Annotated in this window: 14 protein-coding genes; 4 read left to right on the top strand and 10 right to left on the bottom strand. The window is 46.0% G+C overall.

From position 1 onward, the window contains the following. Nucleotides 1-89: 89 nt before the first annotated feature. The 3 genes from mgtE (at nucleotide 90) to IRJ16_RS01290 (ending at nucleotide 4696) form a co-directional block, all read left to right on the top strand. Nucleotides 90-1463: a magnesium transporter gene (gene mgtE, locus IRJ16_RS01300; RefSeq protein WP_194109707.1), complete on the top strand. Its 1374-nt coding sequence runs from the start codon at nucleotides 90-92 to the stop codon at nucleotides 1461-1463. A gap of 68 nt (nucleotides 1464-1531) precedes the next feature. Then, nucleotides 1532-2023: a DUF5362 family protein gene (locus IRJ16_RS01295; RefSeq protein ID WP_194109706.1), complete on the top strand. Its 492-nt coding sequence runs from the start codon at nucleotides 1532-1534 to the stop codon at nucleotides 2021-2023. 159 nt (nucleotides 2024-2182) lie between these two features. After that, nucleotides 2183-4696, top strand: coding sequence for a beta-L-arabinofuranosidase domain-containing protein (locus tag IRJ16_RS01290; protein ID WP_228079720.1), 2514 nt, complete (start codon nucleotides 2183-2185; stop codon nucleotides 4694-4696). Nucleotides 4697-4897: 201 nt separating this feature from the next. Here IRJ16_RS01290 and IRJ16_RS01285 read toward each other — a convergent pair whose 3' ends face one another. The 7 genes from IRJ16_RS01285 to IRJ16_RS01255 form a co-directional block, all read right to left on the bottom strand. Further along, nucleotides 4898-5224, bottom strand: coding sequence for a DUF3276 family protein (locus IRJ16_RS01285; protein ID WP_194109705.1), 327 nt, complete (start codon nucleotides 5222-5224; stop codon nucleotides 4898-4900). 112 nt (nucleotides 5225-5336) lie between these two features. Beyond that, complete coding sequence (locus IRJ16_RS01280) at nucleotides 5337-7130, bottom strand: ABC transporter ATP-binding protein (protein WP_194109704.1); 1794 nt, start codon at nucleotides 7128-7130, stop codon at nucleotides 5337-5339. A 65-nt stretch (nucleotides 7131-7195) separates the two neighbouring features. Further along, nucleotides 7196-9526 (bottom strand): DUF6263 family protein, encoded by a 2331-nt coding sequence (locus IRJ16_RS01275; RefSeq protein ID WP_194109703.1) that lies wholly within the window; start codon nucleotides 9524-9526, stop codon nucleotides 7196-7198. Nucleotides 9527-9594: 68 nt separating this feature from the next. After that, entirely contained in the window at nucleotides 9595-11931 is a 2337-nt protein-coding gene (locus IRJ16_RS01270) for a DUF6263 family protein (RefSeq protein ID WP_194109702.1), read from the bottom strand. A gap of 60 nt (nucleotides 11932-11991) precedes the next feature. Beyond that, nucleotides 11992-14334 (bottom strand): DUF6263 family protein, encoded by a 2343-nt coding sequence (locus IRJ16_RS01265; protein ID WP_194109701.1) that lies wholly within the window; start codon nucleotides 14332-14334, stop codon nucleotides 11992-11994. A 362-nt stretch (nucleotides 14335-14696) separates the two neighbouring features. Then, nucleotides 14697-16607 (bottom strand): DUF3857 domain-containing protein, encoded by a 1911-nt coding sequence (locus tag IRJ16_RS01260; RefSeq protein ID WP_194109700.1) that lies wholly within the window; start codon nucleotides 16605-16607, stop codon nucleotides 14697-14699. Continuing rightward, a complete protein-coding gene (locus IRJ16_RS01255; protein ID WP_194109699.1) occupies nucleotides 16607-18577 on the bottom strand; it encodes a DUF3857 domain-containing protein in 1971 nt (656 codons plus the stop codon). Before IRJ16_RS01255 ends, IRJ16_RS01260 begins: the two co-directional genes overlap by 1 nt. Nucleotides 18578-18699: 122 nt before the next feature. Here IRJ16_RS01255 and IRJ16_RS01250 point away from each other — a divergent pair, with 122 nt between their 5' ends. After that, nucleotides 18700-19731, top strand: coding sequence for a 3'-5' exonuclease (locus IRJ16_RS01250; protein WP_194109698.1), 1032 nt, complete (start codon nucleotides 18700-18702; stop codon nucleotides 19729-19731). Between the two features lie 218 nt (nucleotides 19732-19949). Here the strand turns inward: IRJ16_RS01250 and queG are convergent, their stop codons facing one another. From queG to IRJ16_RS01235, 3 genes are all read right to left on the bottom strand, one after another. Further along, nucleotides 19950-20879 (bottom strand): tRNA epoxyqueuosine(34) reductase QueG, encoded by a 930-nt coding sequence (gene queG, locus IRJ16_RS01245; protein WP_194109697.1) that lies wholly within the window; start codon nucleotides 20877-20879, stop codon nucleotides 19950-19952. A 328-nt stretch (nucleotides 20880-21207) separates the two neighbouring features. Continuing rightward, complete coding sequence (locus IRJ16_RS01240) at nucleotides 21208-22008, bottom strand: polysaccharide deacetylase family protein (RefSeq protein ID WP_228079804.1); 801 nt, start codon at nucleotides 22006-22008, stop codon at nucleotides 21208-21210. Between the two features lie 107 nt (nucleotides 22009-22115). Continuing rightward, a complete protein-coding gene (locus IRJ16_RS01235) occupies nucleotides 22116-23198 on the bottom strand; it encodes a Gfo/Idh/MocA family protein (RefSeq protein WP_194109695.1) in 1083 nt (360 codons plus the stop codon). Nucleotide 23199: the final 1 nt, after the last annotated feature.

The raw sequence follows: 23199 nt of genomic DNA, 5'->3' as shown, positions 1-23199 counted from the left end.
GAATTTTTGGAAAAATAAACGCACTTTTGCGGCAGCTGCCCGGCAGCATTTATCAACACAACATGTAAACACAAAAGGAGGCGACAGGTATGGAAAAAGAGATGGTTGAAGAATTAGAACTATTGCTGGAACAGAACGATGATAAACCGCTTAGCGCTTTTCTTAACGATCTCAACATATCCGATGTCGAACCCCTGATCGATGAGTATCCCGAGCATGCGGTGAAATTCATCGAGTTGCTGCAGATCAATCGTGCTGTTAACGTGTTCCGTATCCTGGATTTCCCTACGCAGGAGCGTATCATTAAAAAACTTCAGAGTAAAAGAATAGCTGACCTAATTAACGGTTTGCCGCCCGATGATCGTACCGCTTTATTTGCCGAATTACATGGCGATGCTGTAAAGAACCTTATCATTCACCTTTCTGCTGATGACCGTAAAGAAGCGTTAACTCTTTTAGGTTACGAGGAAGAAAGCGTTGGCCGTTTGATGACACCTGATTACGTCACCGTAAAACAAGATTGGGATATCCCGCGGGTATTATCGCACCTTAGGCGATATGGTAAAAATTCCGAGACCATCGACGTACTCTACGTGATCGATAATAAGGGTGTGCTTCTTGATGACATCCGTATCCGCGATATTCTATTAGTGAAGCCTGAGACCAAAGTGAGCGAGTTGATGGACGGCCGTTCCATCTCGCTGAACGTAAAAGATCCACAGGAAGAAGCCATCAACGTTTTTCGGATGAATAATCGGGTGGCCTTACCAGTTACTGACGATGATAAGGTCATGTTAGGTATCGTCACTGTAGATGATATCCTTTGGATAGCCAACGAAGAATATACCGAGGATATCCAAAAGATCGGTGGTACCGAGGCATTGGACGAACCTTATCTGGATATCAATCTGTTCACCCTGGTGAAAAAAAGGGTAGGCTGGTTGATCATCCTGTTTTTAGGTGAGATGCTGACCGCTACCGCCATGCAACATTTTGAAGGGGCGTTAGAGAAAGCGTTGGTTTTGGCCATGTTCATCCCGCTCATCATGTCCAGCGGCGGTAATAGCGGTTCGCAGGCGTCTACGCTGATCATACAGGCCATGGCCTTGGGCGAGGTTACGATAGCCGATTGGTGGCGTGTAATGCGCCGGGAATTGGTATCGGGCATTATGCTGGGCGGTACGCTTGGTGTCATCGGTTTTTTAAGGATATACGTTTGGAGTCTGTTCAGTGATGTTTACGGCCCGCATTGGGCATTGGTAGGCTTGACGGTCGGTCTGACGTTGGTCGGTATCGTACTTTGGGGTTCTCTGACAGGTTCGATGTTGCCACTATTACTCAAAAAACTTGGTTTCGACCCGGCCACTTCGTCGGCTCCATTCGTGGCTACACTGGTTGACGTTACAGGGCTGGTGATCTATTTTAGTTTTGCGGTATCCATCCTGAGCGGGACGCTTTTGTGATGGTAAGGCTTGTTTGGTAGGTAATTATTTTTATTTTTACGATAACAAACCAAACATTCACACAACACATGGAAACTTACGGCGACGAAGCTTACACCAAACCATCTGAAGAACAGGGCATGACCCTTAGTCAGGAAGCACAGTATTATTTACAACAGGCAGCCAAATGGGCGTCGTTCTTAGCCATTATGGGCTTTATCGGCGCCGGTTTAATAGCGGTAATGGGCATATTCGCCGGCACCATGATGGCTGCAATGTCCGCCATGCCGGGTGCAATGTCAAATCCGGTGATCGCGCTGATGGGGCCGTTCATTGGCGCGGCCTATTTTGTTGTAGCGATAGTGATATTTTTTATCAACCTGGCTTTATATCAATTCGCATCGAGGGCAAAGAAAGCTATCGGGTTTGCAGATAGCGCTATACTTACCTCATCCATAGCTAAACTGAAGTCATTTTTTAAGCTGAAGGGTATCATTCTTATCGTGGCCATCATCTTGTATATTATTTTTATCGTAGCAATGATGATCTTCGCCATGAATGCCGCGTCATTGATGCGTTAATTTAAGATCTTAATTTTAACGCAGGCTCCCTGATCATTTCAGGGGGCCTTTTTCGTTATCTGCCGCCCCGACATAGCTATTGCCCATTCCTGCTATTTTTTTAGCTTTGTATCTCATCCACCATAAATTCCGTGCAGATGGTACGGAGCAATATCAATTATGAAATTCTCTATTTACTCTGTCGTACTGCTTTCGTGTGCCTTGTTGGCAAACAGCGCGTCGGCACAAACAAACACGCCTTACACGTTCAACCGTGCGCCATTAAAACAAAATGTTTACGCTCAATTGCCAATAGGTAGTATCAAAGCCAAAGGCTGGTTATTGAAACAATTGGAACTGCAAAAGACCGGCATGACCGGCCATGCAGAAGAACTTTACCCCGGCAAAAATGACCTCGGTAAGGATTCTGACTGGTTGGGCGGCAGCGGTAATGGCTGGGAAAAAGTGCCGTATTACGTCAAAGGCTTAGTGGCATTAGCTTATACGCTGGATGACGCGGAACTAAAGGCCAAGGCACAAAAATGGCTCGACTATACGCTTGATCATCCTGAAGCCGATGGCAAATTCGGTCCGACTAAGATGAAGGATTGGTGGCCCCGTATGCCTTTTATGTATGCATTGCAAAGCTATCACGAGGCTACGCAGGATAAGCGAGTTATCCCTCTATTATCCAACTACTTTAAATATCAGTTGGCTAATTTGGATAAAGAACCACTGTTTGAGTGGGGTAAAGCCCGTGCTGCCGATAATATCGAGATCGTACTATGGGTGTATAATAAAACAGGGGATAAGGATCTGTTGACCTTAGCCACCAAGCTTAAACAACAGGCTTACCCATGGGACAAGATATTTAATCAGAACGAGTTCCTATATTATGGCGATGACCACATGCCTAAGCACATGGTCAATGTATCGCAGGCCTTAAAATTCCCTATCGTTTATTCGCAGGTAGAACCTACGCCGGCATTTTCCCAAGGGATGCAGCGGGGTATCGAACATATACTTAATAACGCCGGCCAGCCAACGGGTATTGGTTCGGGTACCGAATTTATGTCGGGCACGAGTGCCTTGCAGGGCGTAGAGACCTGTGCGGTGGTTGAATGGATGCAAAGTTTAGAGAGTGCTGCCCGTGTAGACCATAGCGTATCTATTGGTGATCAGTTAGAGAAGATCGCCTTTAATACCTTGCCTGCACAATACAGCCGCGACTTGCATAACCATGCTTATTACACCTTACCCAATCAGGTCCAAAGCACGCCTGGCAACCATGGTTTTAATCAGGATTACGGCAATGGCATTGTACTGAGCCCATATTCAGGTTTCCCATGTTGCCGATACAATATGCATATGGGCTGGCCTTATTTTGTAAAGAACGCCTGGCTGGCTACACCAGATGGTGGTTTAGCGGTAAGCATTTACGCACCTATGGAGATAAATGCCGTAGTTGCTAATGGCTCCAAAGTAAAAATAGATGAGGTTACCAATTATCCTTTTAATGAGCAGATCGCGTTGAACTTATCTTTAGATAAGTCGGCCAAATTTCCGCTCAATTTACGTATCCCGGCCTGGTGTAAAAAGCCACAAGTAAAAGTTAATGGCGTTGCCGTAGCTGCTGTTAAAGCAGGCGACGTACTGGCACTGAACAGACAATGGAAAACCAATGATAAGATCACCCTTAATTTCCCAATGAATGTAGCCGTGACCAAGCAGGTGAATAATGGCGTAAGTGTAGAACGTGGTCCGCTGGTTTACGCGCTGAAGATCAAAGAGAACGTTAAAGTATCAAGAACGTATCAGGTTTCTGATTTCAAAGAGACCGAATTAAGTCCCGCCACGCCTTGGAACTATGGTTTGGTTCTGACCGGCCCGGCCGCTAATAACTTTACGGTAGTAAAAGCTGCCATGCCTGAAAATCCATTCGAGCAGGATGTAACCCCGATCATGCTAAAAGCTAAGGCTAAACAGATCCCGGGTTGGGGTATAGATCACAAAGGCTCGGCTGCTTTTGAAGCTCCTTATAGCCCAACACCATCTACCGAAAGGACTGAAGAGGTTACCTTAGTGCCTTATGGCTCAGAGAATTTGCGTTTAAGTGTATTCCCGACCATTGGGCAAACCAACTGGGCTAACAAAACCTTTAAACAAACTTTTGACAACAATGCCATTAAGGACCTGGTGATCTACGGTGGTGGCTGGTTCGCTAAAGATAACGCATTGCATTGCGCATCTAACGGTGGCAATAGCTCGGGAGGGAACGGTCCGAAGATGATCGCTACTGGGACTAATTTTGCTGACTTGGAATACAGTGCCGATATCACTATTAATTCACCGGGAGATGCAGGACTGGTGTTCCGCGTAACCAAACCATCTATTGGCGCCGATGCTTATCTTGGGTATTACGTTGGCCTTAACCCGACAAAAGGCACTATAGAATTCGGCAAAGCTGATGGTAAAAAATGGACAGTGATTGCGTCAGAGAAATTCGCGGTGAAACTGAATGACACCCACAAGTTGAAAGTAAAAGCGAAAGGCAATAAATTTGAGTTTTACGTAGGTGACGGTGCAACGCCATTATTAACTGCATCGGACGATGAATATAAGTCGGGCAACGTAGGTTTCCGCGCTTACGGTGCTATCGCTACTATGGACAATATGGATGCTAAGGCTTTGTAAGTTTTGGTGGTGATATAACCACAAGTACACAGAGACTTCCACAAAGGACACAAAGATGCAATGATCAACATGCAAAGCTTTGTGTCCTTTGTGTTTTATATTATTTGTGCCCTTTGTGGTTTAAAAAGTAACAAATACAAAAAAGCCTCGCGCAAAAAATTTGCGGAGGCTTACGGTTTATAATTGGTTAGGGTTTGCTATTTAGTACGAGTAACCCTCGTCGGCCGATGCCTTTGCAGGTTCGTAATCGTTGCTGTATTCGTAGCGTTTTTCAACTACTTCCTGGTGTTGTTTAATGTAATCAACGATCTCCTGCAGGCCTTCGCTAAATTTCTCAAAGTCCTCTTTGTACAGGAATATCTTGTGCTTAACAAACACATTATCCTCTAATCGCTTTTTGCTTTCGGTAATGGTAACATAATAATCGTTTGATCTTGTCGCCTTTACATCAAAAAAATAGGTACGCTTGCCGGCCCTTACTTTCTTCGAAAAAACTTCCTCCCGTTCTTTATTGTCAAAATCACCCATGTTTAATGTATTTGTTTTAGATTGATCGGTACTAATATATCAATTTTTTCAAAACGCAAGGGTGTATTTCAATAATATTGAAACAAAAGGCAATAAAAAGTGTAGATAGGAGTTATTGCAGCTTCTCTTCGGCTTCTTCCAGTAACTGCTTCTCGTACAGGTCAAAATAAGCGCCGTGTTGTTGCATTAATTGCTCGTGTGTGCCATGTTCTACGATCTGGCCTGCATCCATCACCAATATTTTATCGGCATTTTTAATGGTAGAGATACGATGCGCGATAATAATACTCGTTTTGCCCTGCATGATGCGGCCAAGGTTACCCAATATGGCTTCTTCGGTACGAGTATCAACAGCAGAGAGGCAGTCGTCAAAGATCAAAACTTGCGGCTGTTTTACGATAGCCCGGGCAATGGAAACGCGTTGCTTTTGTCCGCCCGAAAGCGTAATACCCCGTTCGCCGATCATGGTCTCAAAACCTTTTTCGAAAGCGATAATGTTGTTGTAAACCGAAGCATCTTTAGCGGCCTGCTCCACAACAGGCATGTCCAACACGTCGGCACTGAAGGCGATATTATTGGCGATAGTATCTGAGAAAAGGAAAACCTCCTGCGGAACAAAACCAATCTGCGAGCGATAATTCTCCGGATCTTTTTGGCGGATGGGGGTGCCGTCTACTTTAACATCGCCGGTATCGCTGTCATACATTCGCATGATCAGGTTTGCGATGGTAGATTTCCCAGATCCAGTGCGACCAATAATAGCCACCATTTGCCCGGGCTCGGCCGTGAAGGATACGTTTTTCAAAGCCTGGATGCCGGTATCCGGATAGGTGAAGCTGACATTATCAAAAGTGATCTGCCCGCCTATTTTGGTATGCTCTTTGGTTGCCGATACGATCTCGGGCTGCGTCTTTAAAAACTCATTGATACGTTTTTGTGATGCCGCGGCACGCTGGATCAGCGAGGTTACCCAACCTAAAGATATCACCGGGAACATCAACTGGTTTAAGTAAACGATAAACTCCGCCACATTACCTGCGGTCGCGTTACCCTTCATTACCTCTACGCCACCAACGTATATCACAACGATATTACTCACGCCGATCAGTAGCAACATCAGCGGGTAAAACAAAGCTTGTACCTGTACCAATGACATGGCTTGCGTCTTGTAGTCGTCACTTTCTTTGGCGAAACTTTTCTTAACTGAACCTTCGCGCACGTAGGAGCGGATCACCCGGATACCGGAGAAATTCTCCTGCACAAAACTGGATAGGGAAGAGAGGCGTTGTTGGATCTTTTCGCTCCGTGAGTTGATGATGCCGTTAACGTAATAGATCATGATCACCAGTATCGGCATCGGCAGTAAAGAAAATATCGCCAGGCGGACGTTCACTGTCATCATAGCGTAAATGGTCATGGCAAAAAGTACCACCGTGTTAATGGTGTACATAATGCCCGGGCCTAAATACATCCGCACGCGGCTAACATCTTCGGTTATACGATTCATTAGGTCGCCTGTTTTATGGCGACGGTAGAAAGCTAAGGACAGCACCTGGTAATGCGCATATATCTCGTTCTTTAGATCGAATTCAATATGGCGCGACATCAGAATAAGTGTTTGCCGCATAAAGAACAGGAACGCCCCGCGCAGCAACGCCAACAATACTACTAATCCCCCGAACCACATTAAACTACGCCCAAAAGCGCCGTAAATGGTATCCTGCTGCTTAAAGCCGGTAAACAGGTGATAAGTGCCGATATTAATAGTGACCAGATCAAATGCAATGCGGACCACCTGCGCAGTTAACACGTTGAAAACGTTGGATATGATCACGAACAGCGTGCCCGGTATCAATCGCCAGCGGTATTTCCACAAAAACTTATTTAGATAGGCAAGCTCCCTCATTGCCCTGCAAATGTATGCTTTATTGCCAAATGCTTCATAGCCCGGCCGTCATTATCGTTACAGTTTTAAATAGTACTGAAAGCTTTTAATATCTTTTTCCAGTCTTTTTGAAAGTCTAAGGCTATCCATTTTCCGTTAGGGGCCATCAGTACTTTATGCCCCATAGCCCGCAATTTATACTTACGCTCGATCACATTGTCCGACATCAGTACGGGAAAATCATAATTATGATCTTTCATAAATGGTGCTACCTTTTCCGTCAGGTCATTACAGGCAATGCTGAGGAACGCGGCATTTGAATCATTAGCCAATTGCTTATTAAAAGTATTAGCGGCAGGCATTTCGGCAATGCAGGGCGCGCACCAGGTAGCCCAAAAATCTATCACCAACCACTTGCCCTGATAGTCTTTTAGTTGATGGGCTTTATCTTGTAGATCTTTCAATTTAAAATCCACCGGCTCGTTCCAACTGTTCATGATCTCGGTCTGCAATAGTGTCTTAAAGTCCTTGCCCGGGAAAGCGCTTTCATAAACTTTCTTCATTTCATCCAAACTTTCCGGCTCGGCTTTAATGTGGGAGATGAGTGTCTTTAAACCCTGTTGCTGATCGCCTGAGTTAAAGAGTTCGCGCATCAATACGTCGCGGTAGCTTTTCTTCGACTTTAAAAAGTGATCATCGTTATTCATTAACGAACCATGCTCACCGTTCGATGGAGAAAACTGCGCCGCTAAGGACAGGTATTGCAAGGCATCGGCATTGCCGGCAGTCTTAGCCGACTGATATTTTAAATAGTAAGCATGGGAAAGCACAGACTTATCGTCGTTCACGTAAGTGTAAGAACTATCCCTGACAGCTTTAGTAAGTTTACTAATAGCCGAATCGAGCAGGGTTTTAGCCTCTGTAGCCTTGCCTGCGTTCAGCAACATTTGATAGGTCAACAACGCGTAACGGCCGCCTTTTCCCTGTCGTACGGATGGTGCATCCATATTGGCTAACTTGGCAGCGTTTTCCACCAACAGATCTGTGTTTTGAGGTTCAGCTTTGGCCGATGCCCAAAGCATTAGAGGAGTAGCAACGCCATGCAGCATAGGTTCTTTGTCGGCGCTCATTAGTTTGGCCAATGCTAATACGTTGGCACGTTCGCCGGCATATTCAGGGTCTTCGTTCAAGATAGCTTGCGCCGTGGTGGAGTGAAGCCACATGTGTAGGGCATCGGTCTTAGCGAATACTTTGGTAAGCGCATAGGCTTTTTGAGGATCGGTACGTTCCAACAATGCCAGCTTATTCATGAACGATGCATGCGGATCATACTTTACATACAGGGCCTCATCGGGCGTGGTCAGCAGAACGCTATCATGATAGGCATCTGCTTTGTCGTTCTTTTTAAAGCTGCCCAGCAAGCGTAGTTTAGCAACGTTATAGTAAGGGTCGGTTCTGTATTTAGTATCATTGGCTTTAAAATAGCCCTGCATTTTTTTCAGGTCGGCATCATTGCCTGACTTAAAAACGTCCGACCAGCCGCTCAGCGTCACCATCATATTTGTCCGGGCGCTATCCGGTTTACTACCGTCGGTATTTGTGCCGATGCGTTGCTCGTACCTGTCTTTAACATTCTCGGTGACTGAACTATAGCTCCAATCAAAGTTACGGTTACGTACAGCGTTCTGGATCAGACCTGTCTGTGCATCGAGTACGTATTCTACTTTCTCATTTTCGCCAGTGTTTGATGAGGAACTTATGTTCAAAAACTTCCCTTTTGCCGAAGGCTTTTTAGTCAACTTTGGTTTTTCGGTGTTCAGGTCTATCAGGTTAAGTTTGGCATCGTCAGTAGGTGTTATCTTGTAGGCTGTTCCATTTTTATCCTTCCATCCGTCCGTAGTCTTGGCGATATTATCCGGCATACGGAAAAACATTTTTTGCATGTAATAGTCGTAATTGCCTTGGTTGTGCAGCATTTGCTTGCGGATGTCCGGTTCTATTTTCCACTTATCAGCCGCCTCATTCACTAATTTTTCAAGGCCATCTACTTTGACCACTTCACCTTTTGGGGTGATGGTCACTTTGAATGGTTTGTTCAAAAGCGCCAAGGTCATCACCATACTTGATCTGGACAGACTTAGGGTCTTGATGTCGTCAGTGTTCATTTTCGCATCTATCCGTTTATCTTCGGTATTGTCTACCATGCGGATCAGTTTACACTCAAAAACATTATTCCCCGCAGCATCCCTGCCCAGCGATGTGAAAGCATAAGTGTACAACTCATCGGACTTGTCCGACCCATTATTTACCACATGTGTAGTGTACGAAAAGTTTTTCCCCTTCGGAACATTCAACTCCTGTGCAAAAGCAGAAGATGTGAGGATCAAGGCGAATAGTAAGGTCAGTAATTTGGTCATAGATAATAGGTTGGGCCGGAGTGTAATGATCTTGGACCCGTTATAGAGTTTGCTTTACCGAAGGTGATCTAAATACTGCTAAAAGTTTTCAGGATCTTGCGCCAATCCTTACCGTATTCTATAGGGATGAATTTTCCGCTTGGCGATACCAATACTTTATGCGGATAGGCCCGTACCAAAAACTTTTGCTGGATCTTTCCATCCGACATCAGTACCGGGAAACTGTAGTCGTTTTTTTTCATGAACGGGATAACGGTCTGCGTAAAGTCCTTGCATGCAATGCTCACGAAAGAGGCGTTATCGTCCGTGGCCAACTCCTGATAAAAGCCGTTGACATCGGGCAGTTCGGCAACGCATGGGCCACACCATGTTCCCCAAAAATCTATTACGGTCCACTTGTTCAGATATTCGGTCAGCGAGTGGCTACGGTTTTCCAGATCCAGCAGGTTAAAATCCGGTGCGTTCGGCCAACTGCCTACCACGTCTTTCATAAACACCATTTTAAAGTCCTTGTCAGGATATTTGCCCTGATAAAGTTTTTTCATTTGGGGCAGGCTTTCCGGCTCGGCGCTAATGTGAGCGGCAATGCTTTTAGCGGCCTTTCGCTCATCGCCAATGGATAATAGGTACTGTATATGATCTTCGCGATAGCTTGGCTTCGACTTCAGGAAATGGCTGTCGTAGCCCCTCGCGTAAGTTTTATCGTTGGGTCCGGATGGCGAATTTTGGGCCGCCAGCGATAGGTAGTTCGGCGCGTTCAAATTGCCGCGTTTTTTTTCTGCCAGGTACTTTAGGTAATAGGCATGGGCCAAGGTGTACTTATCATCTACCATCAGCACGTTGGTACTATCGGTGGCAGCATTGTGCAGTTTGGTGATGGTCGCGTCCAGCATGGTCTTGGCCTCGATAGGTTTGCCGGCTTTTTCTAACATCCCATACAGTAGTAGACCGTAGCGGCCGCCCATGCCCAAACGGAAGGTTTGCTTATCGGCAGCGGCCAATTGTTTGGCGTTGGCCATCAATAAAGCTGTGTTGGAAGTATCCTTACGCGCGGTGGCCCAAAGGTATAGCGGTGTAAATTCCTTTTTCAGAATAGGCTCTTTAGCGTTATACATCTTAGTTACCAGTTTAAGGGCGATATCCCACTCCTTAGGATAGGCTTTTGATGGACTTAAGAATGTTTGTGCGGTGGTCGTTTGTACCCACTCCCTAAACCGATCTGTATCGTAAAATTGTTGGGCTACCTCGTAGGCTTTCTCTGGGTCGGTCTCGGATAGTTTGTAAAATTTATTGATCAGCTGTGTGTGAAGACCCTCCTTAATGTATAAATATTTGCTTGGGGTTGCCAGCAAAAGGCTATCGTAAAGGGCGCTGTTGGCGTCACTTTTAGGTAACTGTTGTATCGCGCCCAGTTTGGCACTATGGTAGTATGGGTTACCGTTAAATTTGGCATCGTTAGCCTTAAAATAACGCTGCATTTTGTCCAGGTCATACTTACGGTTGACCTGCATCGCATCCGAGAATGAACCCATTTGGACCATCATATCCGTTACCGTTGTATCCTGCTGAACAGGTTTTGCCGGCGCACCGATCTTTTGCTCGGTCTTATCAATGTGGCGCATCTCTTGCGAACTCATGTGCAGGGTCATATCCCGTTTCTTGGTCGAAGTTTGCACCAAACCGGTCTTGGTATCTATGATGTACTCGGCTAACTCATTGGTCATGTCGTTAGCCTTGGTAGTGATCCTAACCAGCGACTGGTCATTATTCGGAGCATCTAAAGGTTTCTTTACCTCAGTGTTCAGGTTAAGGTTATTAGGCACCACATCGACAGGGGAGACCTTGTAGATCCGGCCGTTCTTTGCTTTCCATTCGGTAGCGGTCTTGTCCGTAATTCCACCCGGCACCCAAAAGAACATTTGCTGAATTTGCGAGCTGATGAATTGTGTATGACTGATCAGTCTATTTTTAGTATCAGCGTCCAGATCCCATTTTACGCCGGCCGCTTTGGCGGCTTCATCGGCACCGTCAACCTTAAGCACTTTGCCTTCTTTGTCAACGGTCACTTTAAAAGGTTTATTCAGGATGGCCAAAGCATCGATAATGCTGGTGCTATTGAATTTAGATGACGCGGCATTATCGCTATTGATCGACGGTTTGCCATCACGATCATGATCTTGTTTATCTACTATGCGGATCAGCGTGCACTCAAATACACTATTGCCATCCGCATCCTTACCTAAAGAACGGAAATTATAGGTTTTAGCCGTGTTATATTTTTGAGTGCCGGTGCCATCGATCTGCGTAGTGTACGAGAATTCTTTTCCTTTCGGCACATTCAATTCCTGCGCCAGGCAAGGGACAGCAGCCGCAATTAAAAACAGTGAAGTAAGTAATTTGGTCATGGTTGGATAACTGGTTGTTGAAGATAGCGATAAGATGCAGAGTATCTGTGCCATGTTGCTTTATATACTGCTAAATGTTTTCAGGATCTTCTTCCAATCTTTGCCTCGCTCCAACGTAATGTATTTGCCGGTGGGGGATACCAAAACCTTGTAAGGGTAACCGTCGACTTTGAATTTGTGTTCTATCTTATTATCAGACATCAGTACCGGGAACGTGTAATTGAATTTATTCATAAAAGTGGTCACATGATCTGGCCAATCTTTACATGCTATACTTAAAAAGGCAGCGTTGGGATCGTCGGACAGCGCGTTGTTGAACTGGTTGATGCCTGGTGCTTCTTCTTGACACGGGCCGCACCAGGTCCCCCAAAAATCAATAACTATCCACTTGTTCAGGTATTCTTTTAGTTGATGATCCTTATCTTTCCAGTCTTTTAGCTCGAATTCCGGCGCGGTATCCCAACTCGCCACCACATCGTTTTGAAACGCTGTTTTGAAATTTTTGCCGGGGAACTTACTTTCATAAAGTGCTTTCATTTCGGTCAGGCTTTCCGGCTCGGCGCTAATGTGAGCGGCAAATGCCTTTAAAGCTTCCTTTTCGTTACCTAATGCAAATAGGTGCTCCATCAGATCTTGGCGATAGCTCTCTTTCGACTTCAAAAAATGTCGATCCATCATCATCATCCTGTCTTTGTCAGCTGGTCCGGATGGTGAAAATTGAGCCGCTAGTGAAAGGTTTTTCAGCGCGTCCGTTCTGCCTGCGGTTTTTTCTGCCTGATATTTTAGGTAGTAGGCATGTGCCAGTAGCGATCGGTCCTGTATGCGGTCTTTGTAAAGCGTATCTTCAACCGCTTTAGATAGTTTGCCTATGGTAATATCCAAAAACTTTTCAGCTTCCGCTTGCTTACCTCTCTTTAACAACATATCATACATGAGCAAAGCATAGCGGCCAGCCTTGCCCCGTTGCATAGCGCGTTCGTCCATCGCGTTAAGCTGAGCAATGTTCTGTAACAATAGTTCGGTGTTCGTACTGTCTTTTTTTGCTGAGGCCCACAAATACAAAGGTTTAGCAACAGCCCGCATTCCCTGTTCGTTATCGGCACTCATTAGCCTTAGAAGTTCTAAATTATTGGCCCTTTCGATCGCCTCATTCTCACCATTGAACAAGAAGGTTTGAGATGTGGCCTCGTGCAGCCAAAATTTGATCATCTCGCTATCAAAAAAGTATTTGGAGGTTTCATAAGCCTTTTGTGGCTGACCACCGCGCGATAGTTTGGCAAACTTACTACCCAGCGCTGTATATAAATTATCATGTCGGGCATGAAGATACTTGTCCGGAGTGTTGAACAAGGTGCTATCGTAGATCTTTTTGGCGAGCGAGTCATCGTCATACATATTTCCCAGCACCCTTAGTTTTTGAGTGATGTAATAGGTGTCTGTTACAAATCTTTTATCATTGGCATTAAAATAAGCCGACAATTTGGTGATGTCCGGTTTACCATTAGTTTTAAGCGCGTCAGCAAAACTGCTAAGTGTTACGGCCATGTCCGACCATGTTGTATCGGCGGGGGCATATTTCCCTGCCGATCCGATATGTTGTTCGGATTTATCAACCACTTGGTTTTTTACCGAGCTATAGTCAGCGTTAAAATTCCTGTCCTTTAGCGAATTTTGGATCAAACCTGTCTTCGCATCAAGAATATAAACCGCCCGATCCCCCGTAAAAGTCCCCGATACATAGTTGATCTTAATAAATGTGTTTTTTTTCTTATCGACTTCCTGAAACTGTTTAACCTCCTGGCCGAGGTCAACAGAGGTTATTGTTGAGATATTGGTAGGCGATATTTTATAAGTAGTTCCATCTTTGGTCTTCCAGTTGTTACCTGCACCGGTATATTGTTGCGGGATCTGGAAAAAAAGTTGTTGGATATTATAATTAATCGTGCCGGAATGACTGGTCAGCTGTTGTTTCATGCCAGCCGACAAACCCCATTTCACCGCCGCGTCATTCACTATTTGTTCCAGTCCGTCCATCTTCACTATTTTGCCGTATTTATTAATAATGACCGTGAACGGTTTATGCAAAAACGCAACTGAATTTAATACGCCTGAGTTGTTGAATTTGGCCGATCTAAGGTCATCCGTATCAAGATCATACTCCTTAACATCCGCGTTGTCTTTATTTGCCGACTTGATAAGTGTGCATTCAAAAACGTTATCGCCATTGACATTTTTACCCAAAGATCTAAAATTGTAGATGTTATAAATATCATAGCTGCGCGTACCGCTGCCGGTAACACGCGTAGTGTAAGAAAACTCTTTACCCTTGGGTACGTTCAACTCTTGCCCGAAGGCAGGCAACGCGGCGGCAAAGGCCAGCAATAAGGTCAGTAGTTTGGTCATGTTGGGTTGATGTAGGTTTATGCAGGCTACCGTTAGGGTGCAATAGCTTTGTTTGGAGCAAGTTAATTAATAAAGGTTTAACGTTGATGTTATTTACAACGATGCTGACGAGGCGGTCTTATTATTTAACCACAAAGCGCGCAAAGGTTTAAGGAATAGGCAAGACCTTTGCGTTCCTTGTGCTTCCTCTCTTTGTGAACTTCGTGGTTGATCTACCCTATGATAAAACCCAAAACTGTACCTTTGCCCCATGAATAAAAAGGAAGACTATACCTTTTGGACTAAGTACAAAAAATTTGCCCAGAACGAGATATTGCTTTATGTGGTAATGATCGTAGGCATTATCCTTGGCATCATTATTTTCAGTTAGCCTTGGCCAATACCATGGTCTCGCTGTCCGTGTCGGCTATGGCCTGCATAAACTCTATCAGTTCATCGTAGCTTTCTTTTGGATAGGTGCCGTCGTTGATCTGCAGACGCCGTTTATAGGTCAGTTTGTCGCCATCAAGTTTGGTGGTCAGCGTAAATTTGCCAAAGGGTTTATCCAACACGGTATTGCTCAAAGTCCGGTCGGGTTTGTAGCCTTTGGGTAGGGTATAGGTAAACTCATCCTCCTCTACATAGCCCCGGTTAATGTACACATCGGTAGTGCGGTTGCGCAATTCCTTAGGAACACCGCCCGGCCGTGTAGCCAGGTTGATCTTAAAATATAACTTGCCCGAGTTGGTATTAGCGAACTCTCTCGAATTTAGTTTGATAACCTCAGTAGAGACCGCCCGCTCATCATCGGCCCTGGTCAATTTTAGGCTCTCCACATCAAAGTTAGGGATGGGATATATCTCTTTAATATTCTTCACCTGTTCTGCATAAGCCGAATTGATAAAGCGGTAACGGGTGTCATAGTCGGTGCCGGTAAAGCTGGTATTCATATTGCCCCTCAGGTTGCCCTTGTCGTCGATATCCAACACCGCTTTACGGATGGTAGCATTGGTGGCCGACGTATATTTTGGGGTATGCAGCAACTTGCCGCCTTCGGGGGTACAGGCCAATACCAAACGGTCATCTGTAAAATCGCCCAAAAAACCGAAGGGAGCGATCTGACTGGTACATTCCAGCCAAGTAGTGTCATTCTTAAAAGGGATGGCCAATATCACATGGTCGCCTTGGCCCATGGTGGCTATATCCGGGTCGAAGCTCTTTTTCCAGCTGCCACTCTTCACCACACAATACCACGACGATATGCCGGCCACTTTCAGTAACGCTTGTGTGTAATTCACCAGCGCTTTACAATCCCCATAACTATTGCGGTCGACATCCGCAGCTAAAAACGGTTGGTAGCCGCCCAAGCCCACCTGCACGCTTACGTAGCGGGTCTTTTGCTGCATGTAGTTGTAAATGGCTTTGGCCTTTTGCTTTGGATCGGCAATGCCGGCTGTCAATTGTTTTACTTTTTGGATGGTCTCTTCGGGCAATTTATCCCTTCCGGTCAGCAACTTATCATAGATCCATTTACCCAGATCTTTCCAGTTATTATACTCGCCCGGGATGCCTTCGTAACTAAATTTTGCCGGCGATAGCTTCACCATTGTCTGATAGTTTTCCGGATCAGGGCTATACGGCTCGGGCCGGATGGCTTTCAGGTTGGTCAGTTCCCATTTATAGGTATTCTGTCCCTGGGCATTGGTGCCGGTCTCGGCCTTTTGCGGGCAGTTGATCTCTTTATACCTCAGGATAAAGTCGCCCTTGGTAGTTACGGTGAACGAACTTTTCTCTACCGATACGCCAGCGCCGGGGTTTGGTTCCCAATCGTTCAGGTTTAGGCTTTGTTTGGATCGTACCTCGTACTCATAAGCCACGGTGTAAGGATAAATGATCATAGACGGACGATAATGTTTCACCCGCGAATCGGCGAATAAGTTCTCGCCACCGGCCGCGTTCGAGTCATCAAAATCTTTCTCAGTAAACTTGCCTATCTGCTTACCGCCTGCATCGTAAACCACGCCCTTAATGTACTTGATCACGTTGCCCTTGTTATGCCACACCACGATCTGGGCATGGTCGTCGCCATTTTTATTCATAATGGTGGTGGCCTGCTTAATGCGGTAAATGGTGTTATCCAGACCCTTCACCTCAATGCTTTCATCGCAATTGCGCACTACGGCCGTGGCGTAGGGGAGTAAGGGTTTAGGGATAAGCGCCACATCATAATTTTGCTGGGCATACACAATGCCTCCCATAAAGTATAAACAGATCAACAGACAGTAAGCCCTCATCACTTTTTCTTAAATACGATCTCGCCGCTTTGCGCCTGTATGATCTTGTTGAACATCTCCTTCAGATAAGGATATTCTGACGTGGAATATACCGAACGGTTGAACTGCGTACGATGAGAGAAACTTAACCCATCGGCTGTTTTATTGTAATCTACCATAAAGCGGCCACCTTGTACCGGCATAGCCAGGGCCACGTTTTCGGGTAAACTTTCTATCTCCATGTTTGCCGGCAGGTGCAGGTTCAATACGAAGCGGTCGTCGTAAATAGCGCCGCGGTCTACCGGGTAATTACGCTCTTCCAGCTTAAATGGGTTCTCGTTAACGCGATTGATAAAATACGCGTTGAACGAATATTTGACAGCACTCAGGTCGGGATATCCATCCATCTCTACCTCGTAACTCTCGATCAGCGGGGCATCTAAGGTATCCAGGTTCTTAATGTCGAACTTTTTGATCTTTACTTTTTTGAGGCGATCATCAAGTTCTTCTACATATTCGTCCATGGTGTTGTACCTCCTCATGGCGTGGCGCTTGTCCAAAGCTTCGTAACCAAGCGAGTAATTTACCATAGTGCCTTTAAACTTACCGTTCTCCTGCAAGGTAACGTCGAACATAATGGTACGGCCCTTTTTCTCGGCTGCCACCATATCTACCCAGTACGACGGTTTATCCAAACTCACCACCCGGCCCTGGTCGTTAATACATTCTAAGGGTAGCAGTCCAAATGGCAACAACGGGTCGGTAGCATCCAGCATGTAAGTTTTATCGCCGATCTTGGTGGTAGCCACCACGTAGTTAAACCCGGTCTCGACAGGGAAAAGCTTGTTCACCATGCCATGGTCGCGGGTTGATAGCAGCACCGCGTCGGTCTTGATACCGGCGGCATTAAGGGTACCGATCAAACTCAGGTTGATATCCGCTACGCTGCCGGTATGGGCCTCAAAGGCGGTTTTTACTTTCTCCGACCGCCAGCCTATAAAGTTGTTCCACTTAAAACTGTTCTGGATGAATTTGTAAATGGCCTTGGCTTTTTCCATTTCGTCGGTCTTGCCGGCGATCAACCCATCCAACACAGCCTTAGGCACGGGCGAACGTTTTATCTGTCCGCCAAAATATTGGTCGCGCTTAACGTCAAGGTCAACGTCCTTCCATTCTTTGGCTACTTTGATGTTCTTGCCTGTGCCAAAATCATAATAGTCAGACAGTTCATAATAAACAGCCGACATGAAATTTTTAGGCGATGTCATGTATTCCTCCTCCACAAAGGCCGGGATATTGGTCATCACGTAATTTATCTTAGAGCAATCGCACTTAACACCGTAGCCCGGCATAAAGCAATCGCGCTCAAGCACGGCGGGGCTTTTGTCCAGTTTATACGGGCCGACCAATTGCACGTTGTAGTTGTAAAACGCGGGGATATGCGCCTCGTATTCCGAGTAAACCTTGGGGATATTCCACTGAAAACGCCATTCTTTAAAATTCCACAGGCGAAAGGTCTCCATGGTGTATTGATACTCGATCACGCAGCCCGGGCGCAGGTTGGGCAAGGTAAATTTCAGTACGTCCCAATGTTTGTTCTCGTTAACGCGGAAGATGCTCTTTTTGTCCAGTTCGGCAGTGTGTAGTTGATTGTTCTCGTCGCGGTAGTAAGTGATGGCCTTGATATCGGTGACGGTCTCAAAGCGGTCGTTATCCTCACGGTACAGCGGGATCTCTATCGTGCCATACTTAAAGGCCTCGGTATCAAATAGCTTTATTTTTACGTAGTACTCGTGGATGAGTGGGGTGTGGTCGGCGCTGCTGAGCCAGGTCTTGCCAAATTCATTCAGCACAACGGCATGGGCCGAGCTGTCCTTTGCATACATCTTCATGCTCATCTCATCGGCAGCAACCTCACCAAACTTTAAATTCTGAGCGAACACACCGAAAGGCAACGCCCCAAAAGACAGGAATAATAACCAGAGTTTCATTTAAAATAATAGGTCTAAGTGATAATAAAGATACGGAATTTTCATCAGACGCCGAAATAAATTATAATTAGGCGGGGTTTGTACTTTCTTTTAAGCACCTTTGTGTTGCATTTACACATCTAATGAAATTAATACTCAAGAGGCCGCTTGCGTTCTTCGATATCGAAGCCACCGGCACCAACGTGGGGGCCGACCGTATAGTCGAACTTTCTGTAATAAAGCTTTTTCCGGACGGGCACGACGAGGTGAAGACCTGGCGCGTGAACCCGGCTATGCCGATACCCTTAGAAGTTTCGTTGATCCATGGTATTTACGATGCTGATATTGCCGATAAACCGACATTTAAAGAGATAGGCACCGAGATAGCCGATTTTATTGGCGATGCCGACCTTGCCGGTTACAACTCCAACAAATTCGACATCCCGATGCTGATGGAGGAATTTATGCGTGCCAATATTGATTTTAGCCTGGACGAGCGCCACACGGTGGACGTGCAGAACATCTTCCACCAAATGGAGCAACGTACGCTCAAAGCCGCTTATAAATTCTATTGCGATAAGGACATCATCAACGCGCATACTGCCGAGGCCGACACCCGCGCGACCATGGAGGTATTATTAGCCCAGATAGAGCGTTACGAAAATACCGAGTTCGAAGATAAACAAGGCAATAAAAGTACCCCGGTTGTAGGTGATGTAGAAGCGTTACACGTGTTCACTAACCTTAACCGCAATGTAGATTTTGCAGGCCGTATGGTATTTAACGATGCCGGCGAGGAATGCTTTAACTTTGGTAAACACAAAGGCCGCCCGGTAGAAGAGGTATTCAACATCGAGCCGAGCTATTATAGCTGGATGATGCAGGGCGATTTCCCATTGTACACCAAAAAACAGCTCGAAGCCATCTACAAACGTTGGAACGACAAACGCCAGGCCGAACGTGCCGCGCGTCCGCCGCAACCAAAACCTGCGCAAGGAGAGCAAGCACAACAACAGCAACGCCCGGCACAACCGCAAGGCGGCAACCCTAACTACAACAAGCCGAAGCCAACCTATCAGCAAAAACCATTTGTAAAGCGCGAGGATAAGACCCCGGCCAAACCTGTGGATGAAGACATGCTGTCGGCGTTGAAAGATAAGTTTAAAAAGCTCTGAGAAGAGAATCAGGAATACAGCGTCAGGAAAAAGATTCAAGAGTATAGAGTCAAGAATCAAGACAAGGACTTACGGTATCGAGCCGGGAAGCGAAAGCTTTTCGGCTTTTTTGTTCCCAAATTTCTATCTTGATCCTTGGATTTATATTGTTGGTTCTATTCCGGTCGGCTTTTTGTTTCCAAACTTCTGTCTTGATTCTTGACTCTTTATTCTTGTCTCTAACTCTTCAAAAAACTGATGTTTCTCGTCAGCCCCGTGTACTTCGTCCTCTTTACCGCTGAATTCTTGAATACAGCTTTAAAAGTATCTTCAGTGATCTCTTGCCAATCGCGTTGGGTCATGCCCAATAGTTCATGGTGGGGTTTAAAGGCAGGTTCGGTATGCAGGGTAGAAAATTTATTCCAGGGGCATACGTCCTGACAAACGTCGCAGCCGAACATCCAGTCGTCGGTCTTGCCTTTAAATTCTTGCGGTAGCTCGTTCTTTAGTTCAATGGTGAGGTAGGAGATGCACCGACTGCCATCAACGATGTACGGGGCTACAATAGCCTCGGTAGGACAGGCGTCGATACAGCGGGTGCAGGTACCGCAATGGTCGGCCGTGGGCTGGATATCATATTCCAGTTCGGCATCAATGATCAGCTCGCACAAAAAGAAGAACGATCCTGATCGCTGATTGATCAGATTGGTGTTTTTACCCACCCAACCCAAGCCGGCCTTTTTAGCCCAGGCCTTATCCAACACAGGTGCGGAATCCACAAAAGCACGACCGCCAACATCACCGATCTGCTCCTGAATCGTATTTAATAATTCTTTTAACTTTTCTTTGATGACGGTGTGATAATCAGCTCCATAAGCATATTTGGATATCTTAGGTGCTAAAGGATCAAGCTGTTTTTCATCGGTATAATAATTCAGCCCCAATGATATTACCGACTTAGCATCGTCAACCAACAACCTCGGGTCCAGTCGCTTGTCGAAGTAGTTTTCCATGTACTTCATTTCGCCGTGCATGCCCTTGTTTAGCCAGGTTTCCAAGCGTGGCGCTTCCTCCTCCAAAAACTCTGCCTTAGCAATGCCGCAAAACATAAAGCCCAGGCGTTTGGCCTCGGCTTTGATGAGTTGGGAGTATGCAGAGCGGTTTTGCATTGGGGAGCAAAGATACGTTTTTGAAGGTTAGAGATGGCCGTTTTTCCCAATCCCTCCTTGGGGAGGGGTGCGGATGGAATAAGCGTGAAGGCAGGGAGGGGTTTCGTCGATATGCATCGTGGCTAACCCCTCCCTGCAGCCGCACAAGCCCCTCGCGCCCCTCCCCGAGGAGGGATTGACTTGCGCCACTCATATAGAAAGTCAAACCTACTATGTTTCCAATCCCTCCCCAAGGAGGGATTGGAAAGTGGGCATGAAACAAAAAAGCCTCACAAGTCCAAAACTTGCAAGGCTCAATATTCTAATTCCCCCTTCAGGGGCCGGGGGCTTAAAAACTATTCCTGATCGCGTTACTCAGCGTCTTTGTGCTCCAATATCCGCTATCCAAAATACGACGAACGGTCAATAACGGATAATCCGGATCGCGTTTGTCGGCTAATTGGAAGGCCAGTTTAAAGCCTTTTTTGTTAAACTCAGGTAACACAGGTTTTTTCCAGATGCCGAAGGGGTAGGCAAAGTACTTTACTTTTTTGCCGGTGATCTCTTCTAATTTTTTGGTCGGTTTGTCTATTTGGGTAACCCAGTCGTCTGTTGGGCGTTTGGTGATCTTACCATTCAGGCCTTTAATGATCAGCTCCGAATTGTGCGAGTATTTATCAACGCGGTGGTGATCCCAGGTGTGGGAGGCGATCACGTTGCCTTCGTCAGACAGTTGCTTGATGTTCGCAGCGGTCATGTAACGCGGGCGACCGATAGATACGGTCATCACAAAATAAACTGCTTTAAAGCCGTATTTTTTTAACGTAGGATTAGCTACGGTGAACTGATCCAGATCGGTATCATCGAAAGTTAGCATGATCGGTTTGCTTGGTAGTGCCGCGCCTTTGGTCAGGTAAGCATGCAGCTGATCGGGCAGGATGGTATGATAACCGCTGTCGGCCAGCATTTTCATGTGGTCTTTAAAAGCTTGTACCTGAACGATGTAATCTTTAGCTCCTTTAGAGTCGGTCGACTTCCAATCGCGGATCTGGTGGTAGCAAAGAATAGGAACTTGCTTTTTGGCAATGATGGCGGCGTTGTTTTGTGCCGAAACGGTATTAGAGAAGAACATGCCTGCAAGGGCCAGCATAGATATCGCTTTACGCATATGGTTAGAGGTATTTAAATACAAAGTGGCGGTAAAAATAAATTTATACCACCACTTAAAAAATTTTAATTATAAACAAATTTCTGTGCTTACAGCACTATGCGCTTGCCTGTTTGGGCAGAACGTTTTGCAGCATCCAATATCTGCATAGCTACCATATTATAAGCTAATGATGATTGGTCATCAGCCGTGATCTTGCCCTGCAACGCGGCTGCCAAATACACCAGCGGATCGTTGATAGGTGCAGGCAATGGTGGTGCTTTACGTGTCACCGCTTTTTTGCCGCGTAGCTGGGTAACAACGTTATTGCCATCTAAGGAATGGATATAGCCCTTCTCGCCAAATATTTCCATGTCCTTAATAGAGTATGGCCAGTTCCATGACCCTTCGATCAGGACGGTAGCATTAGCATACTCCACCAAAATGGTCGCGTCGTCATCAACCTTAGGGTAAACTTGCGGTTTGTATTGGCGGGTAACGGCGGTAACAGCAATAGGTTTTTGCCCTTTCATAAACCAAGTGGCCAGGTCGGCGCCGTAGCAACCAAAGTCGTTAAGAGCACCCGCACCGTTAAGGATAGGGTCGGTGAGCCAGTCGGTAAATTCCTTGCTGCAACCGATCTCTATCGGGCCTTCGTGGCCGTCATGGAAAACCATTTTACGGATACCACCAATGCTGTCGGCAGCAAACGTATTGTAAGCCGCTTGGTTGGATGCATACCAGGTGGTCTCAAAATTGACCCAAACTTTGGTGTTGTGTTTTTTTGATAGAGCCTCTATCTCTTTAGCCTGACCAAGTGTTGCCGCCAATGGTTTTTCTACCATTACAGGCAAACCAAGGGGTGCACAGGCACGCACAATGTCCACATGTTTAGCAACGGCGTTATAGCCTAACACCACGTCGGGTTTACGCACGGCCAGCATCTTTTTAGTGTCCTCAAAAAATACCGAATCGGGCAGTTTAAAGCGCGTGCCGTATTTGCTCCACAATATCTTATTTGGTTCGGCAATGCCAATGATGTTCACCTGGCCTTTGCTGTACGCGTTAAGGATATTATAAATATGATCGTGATCTAAGCCGACAACGCAAACGTTAAGTTTGGATTGTGCCGATGCCGCCTTGACCAGGCAAAGTAGCATCAGCAATAACAACCGTTTTTTTAATGTGGTCATG

The sequence above is a fragment of the Mucilaginibacter myungsuensis genome (genome assembly GCF_015222005.1).
In the GTDB taxonomy this organism is placed as follows: domain Bacteria; phylum Bacteroidota; class Bacteroidia; order Sphingobacteriales; family Sphingobacteriaceae; genus Mucilaginibacter; species Mucilaginibacter myungsuensis.
Note: the sequence above shows the minus strand (reverse complement) of the source record. Positions and strands in the feature narration are given on the sequence as shown.

What these genes read in the sequence shown, in the direction of transcription:
- IRJ16_RS01250 (WP_194109698.1), top strand. Translation starts at nt 18,700, where the DNA reads ATGAAATTAATACTCAAGAGGCCGCTTGCGTTCTTCGATATCGAAGCC.
- IRJ16_RS01240 (WP_228079804.1), bottom strand. Translation starts at nt 22,008, where the DNA reads ATGCTGGCCCTTGCAGGCATGTTCTTCTCTAATACCGTTTCGGCACAA.
- IRJ16_RS01260 (WP_194109700.1), bottom strand. Translation starts at nt 16,607, where the DNA reads ATGAGGGCTTACTGTCTGTTGATCTGTTTATACTTTATGGGAGGCATT.
- IRJ16_RS01270 (WP_194109702.1), bottom strand. Translation starts at nt 11,931, where the DNA reads ATGACCAAATTACTTACTTCACTGTTTTTAATTGCGGCTGCTGTCCCT.
- queG (WP_194109697.1), bottom strand. Translation starts at nt 20,879, where the DNA reads ATGCAAAACCGCTCTGCATACTCCCAACTCATCAAAGCCGAGGCCAAA.
- IRJ16_RS01295 (WP_194109706.1), top strand. Translation starts at nt 1,532, where the DNA reads ATGGAAACTTACGGCGACGAAGCTTACACCAAACCATCTGAAGAACAG.
- IRJ16_RS01265 (WP_194109701.1), bottom strand. Translation starts at nt 14,334, where the DNA reads ATGACCAAACTACTGACCTTATTGCTGGCCTTTGCCGCCGCGTTGCCT.
- IRJ16_RS01275 (WP_194109703.1), bottom strand. Translation starts at nt 9,526, where the DNA reads ATGACCAAATTACTGACCTTACTATTCGCCTTGATCCTCACATCTTCT.
- IRJ16_RS01255 (WP_194109699.1), bottom strand. Translation starts at nt 18,577, where the DNA reads ATGAAACTCTGGTTATTATTCCTGTCTTTTGGGGCGTTGCCTTTCGGT.
- IRJ16_RS01285 (WP_194109705.1), bottom strand. Translation starts at nt 5,224, where the DNA reads ATGGGTGATTTTGACAATAAAGAACGGGAGGAAGTTTTTTCGAAGAAA.
- mgtE (WP_194109707.1), top strand. Translation starts at nt 90, where the DNA reads ATGGAAAAAGAGATGGTTGAAGAATTAGAACTATTGCTGGAACAGAAC.
- IRJ16_RS01280 (WP_194109704.1), bottom strand. Translation starts at nt 7,130, where the DNA reads ATGAGGGAGCTTGCCTATCTAAATAAGTTTTTGTGGAAATACCGCTGG.
- IRJ16_RS01235 (WP_194109695.1), bottom strand. Translation starts at nt 23,198, where the DNA reads ATGACCACATTAAAAAAACGGTTGTTATTGCTGATGCTACTTTGCCTG.
- IRJ16_RS01290 (WP_228079720.1), top strand. Translation starts at nt 2,183, where the DNA reads ATGAAATTCTCTATTTACTCTGTCGTACTGCTTTCGTGTGCCTTGTTG.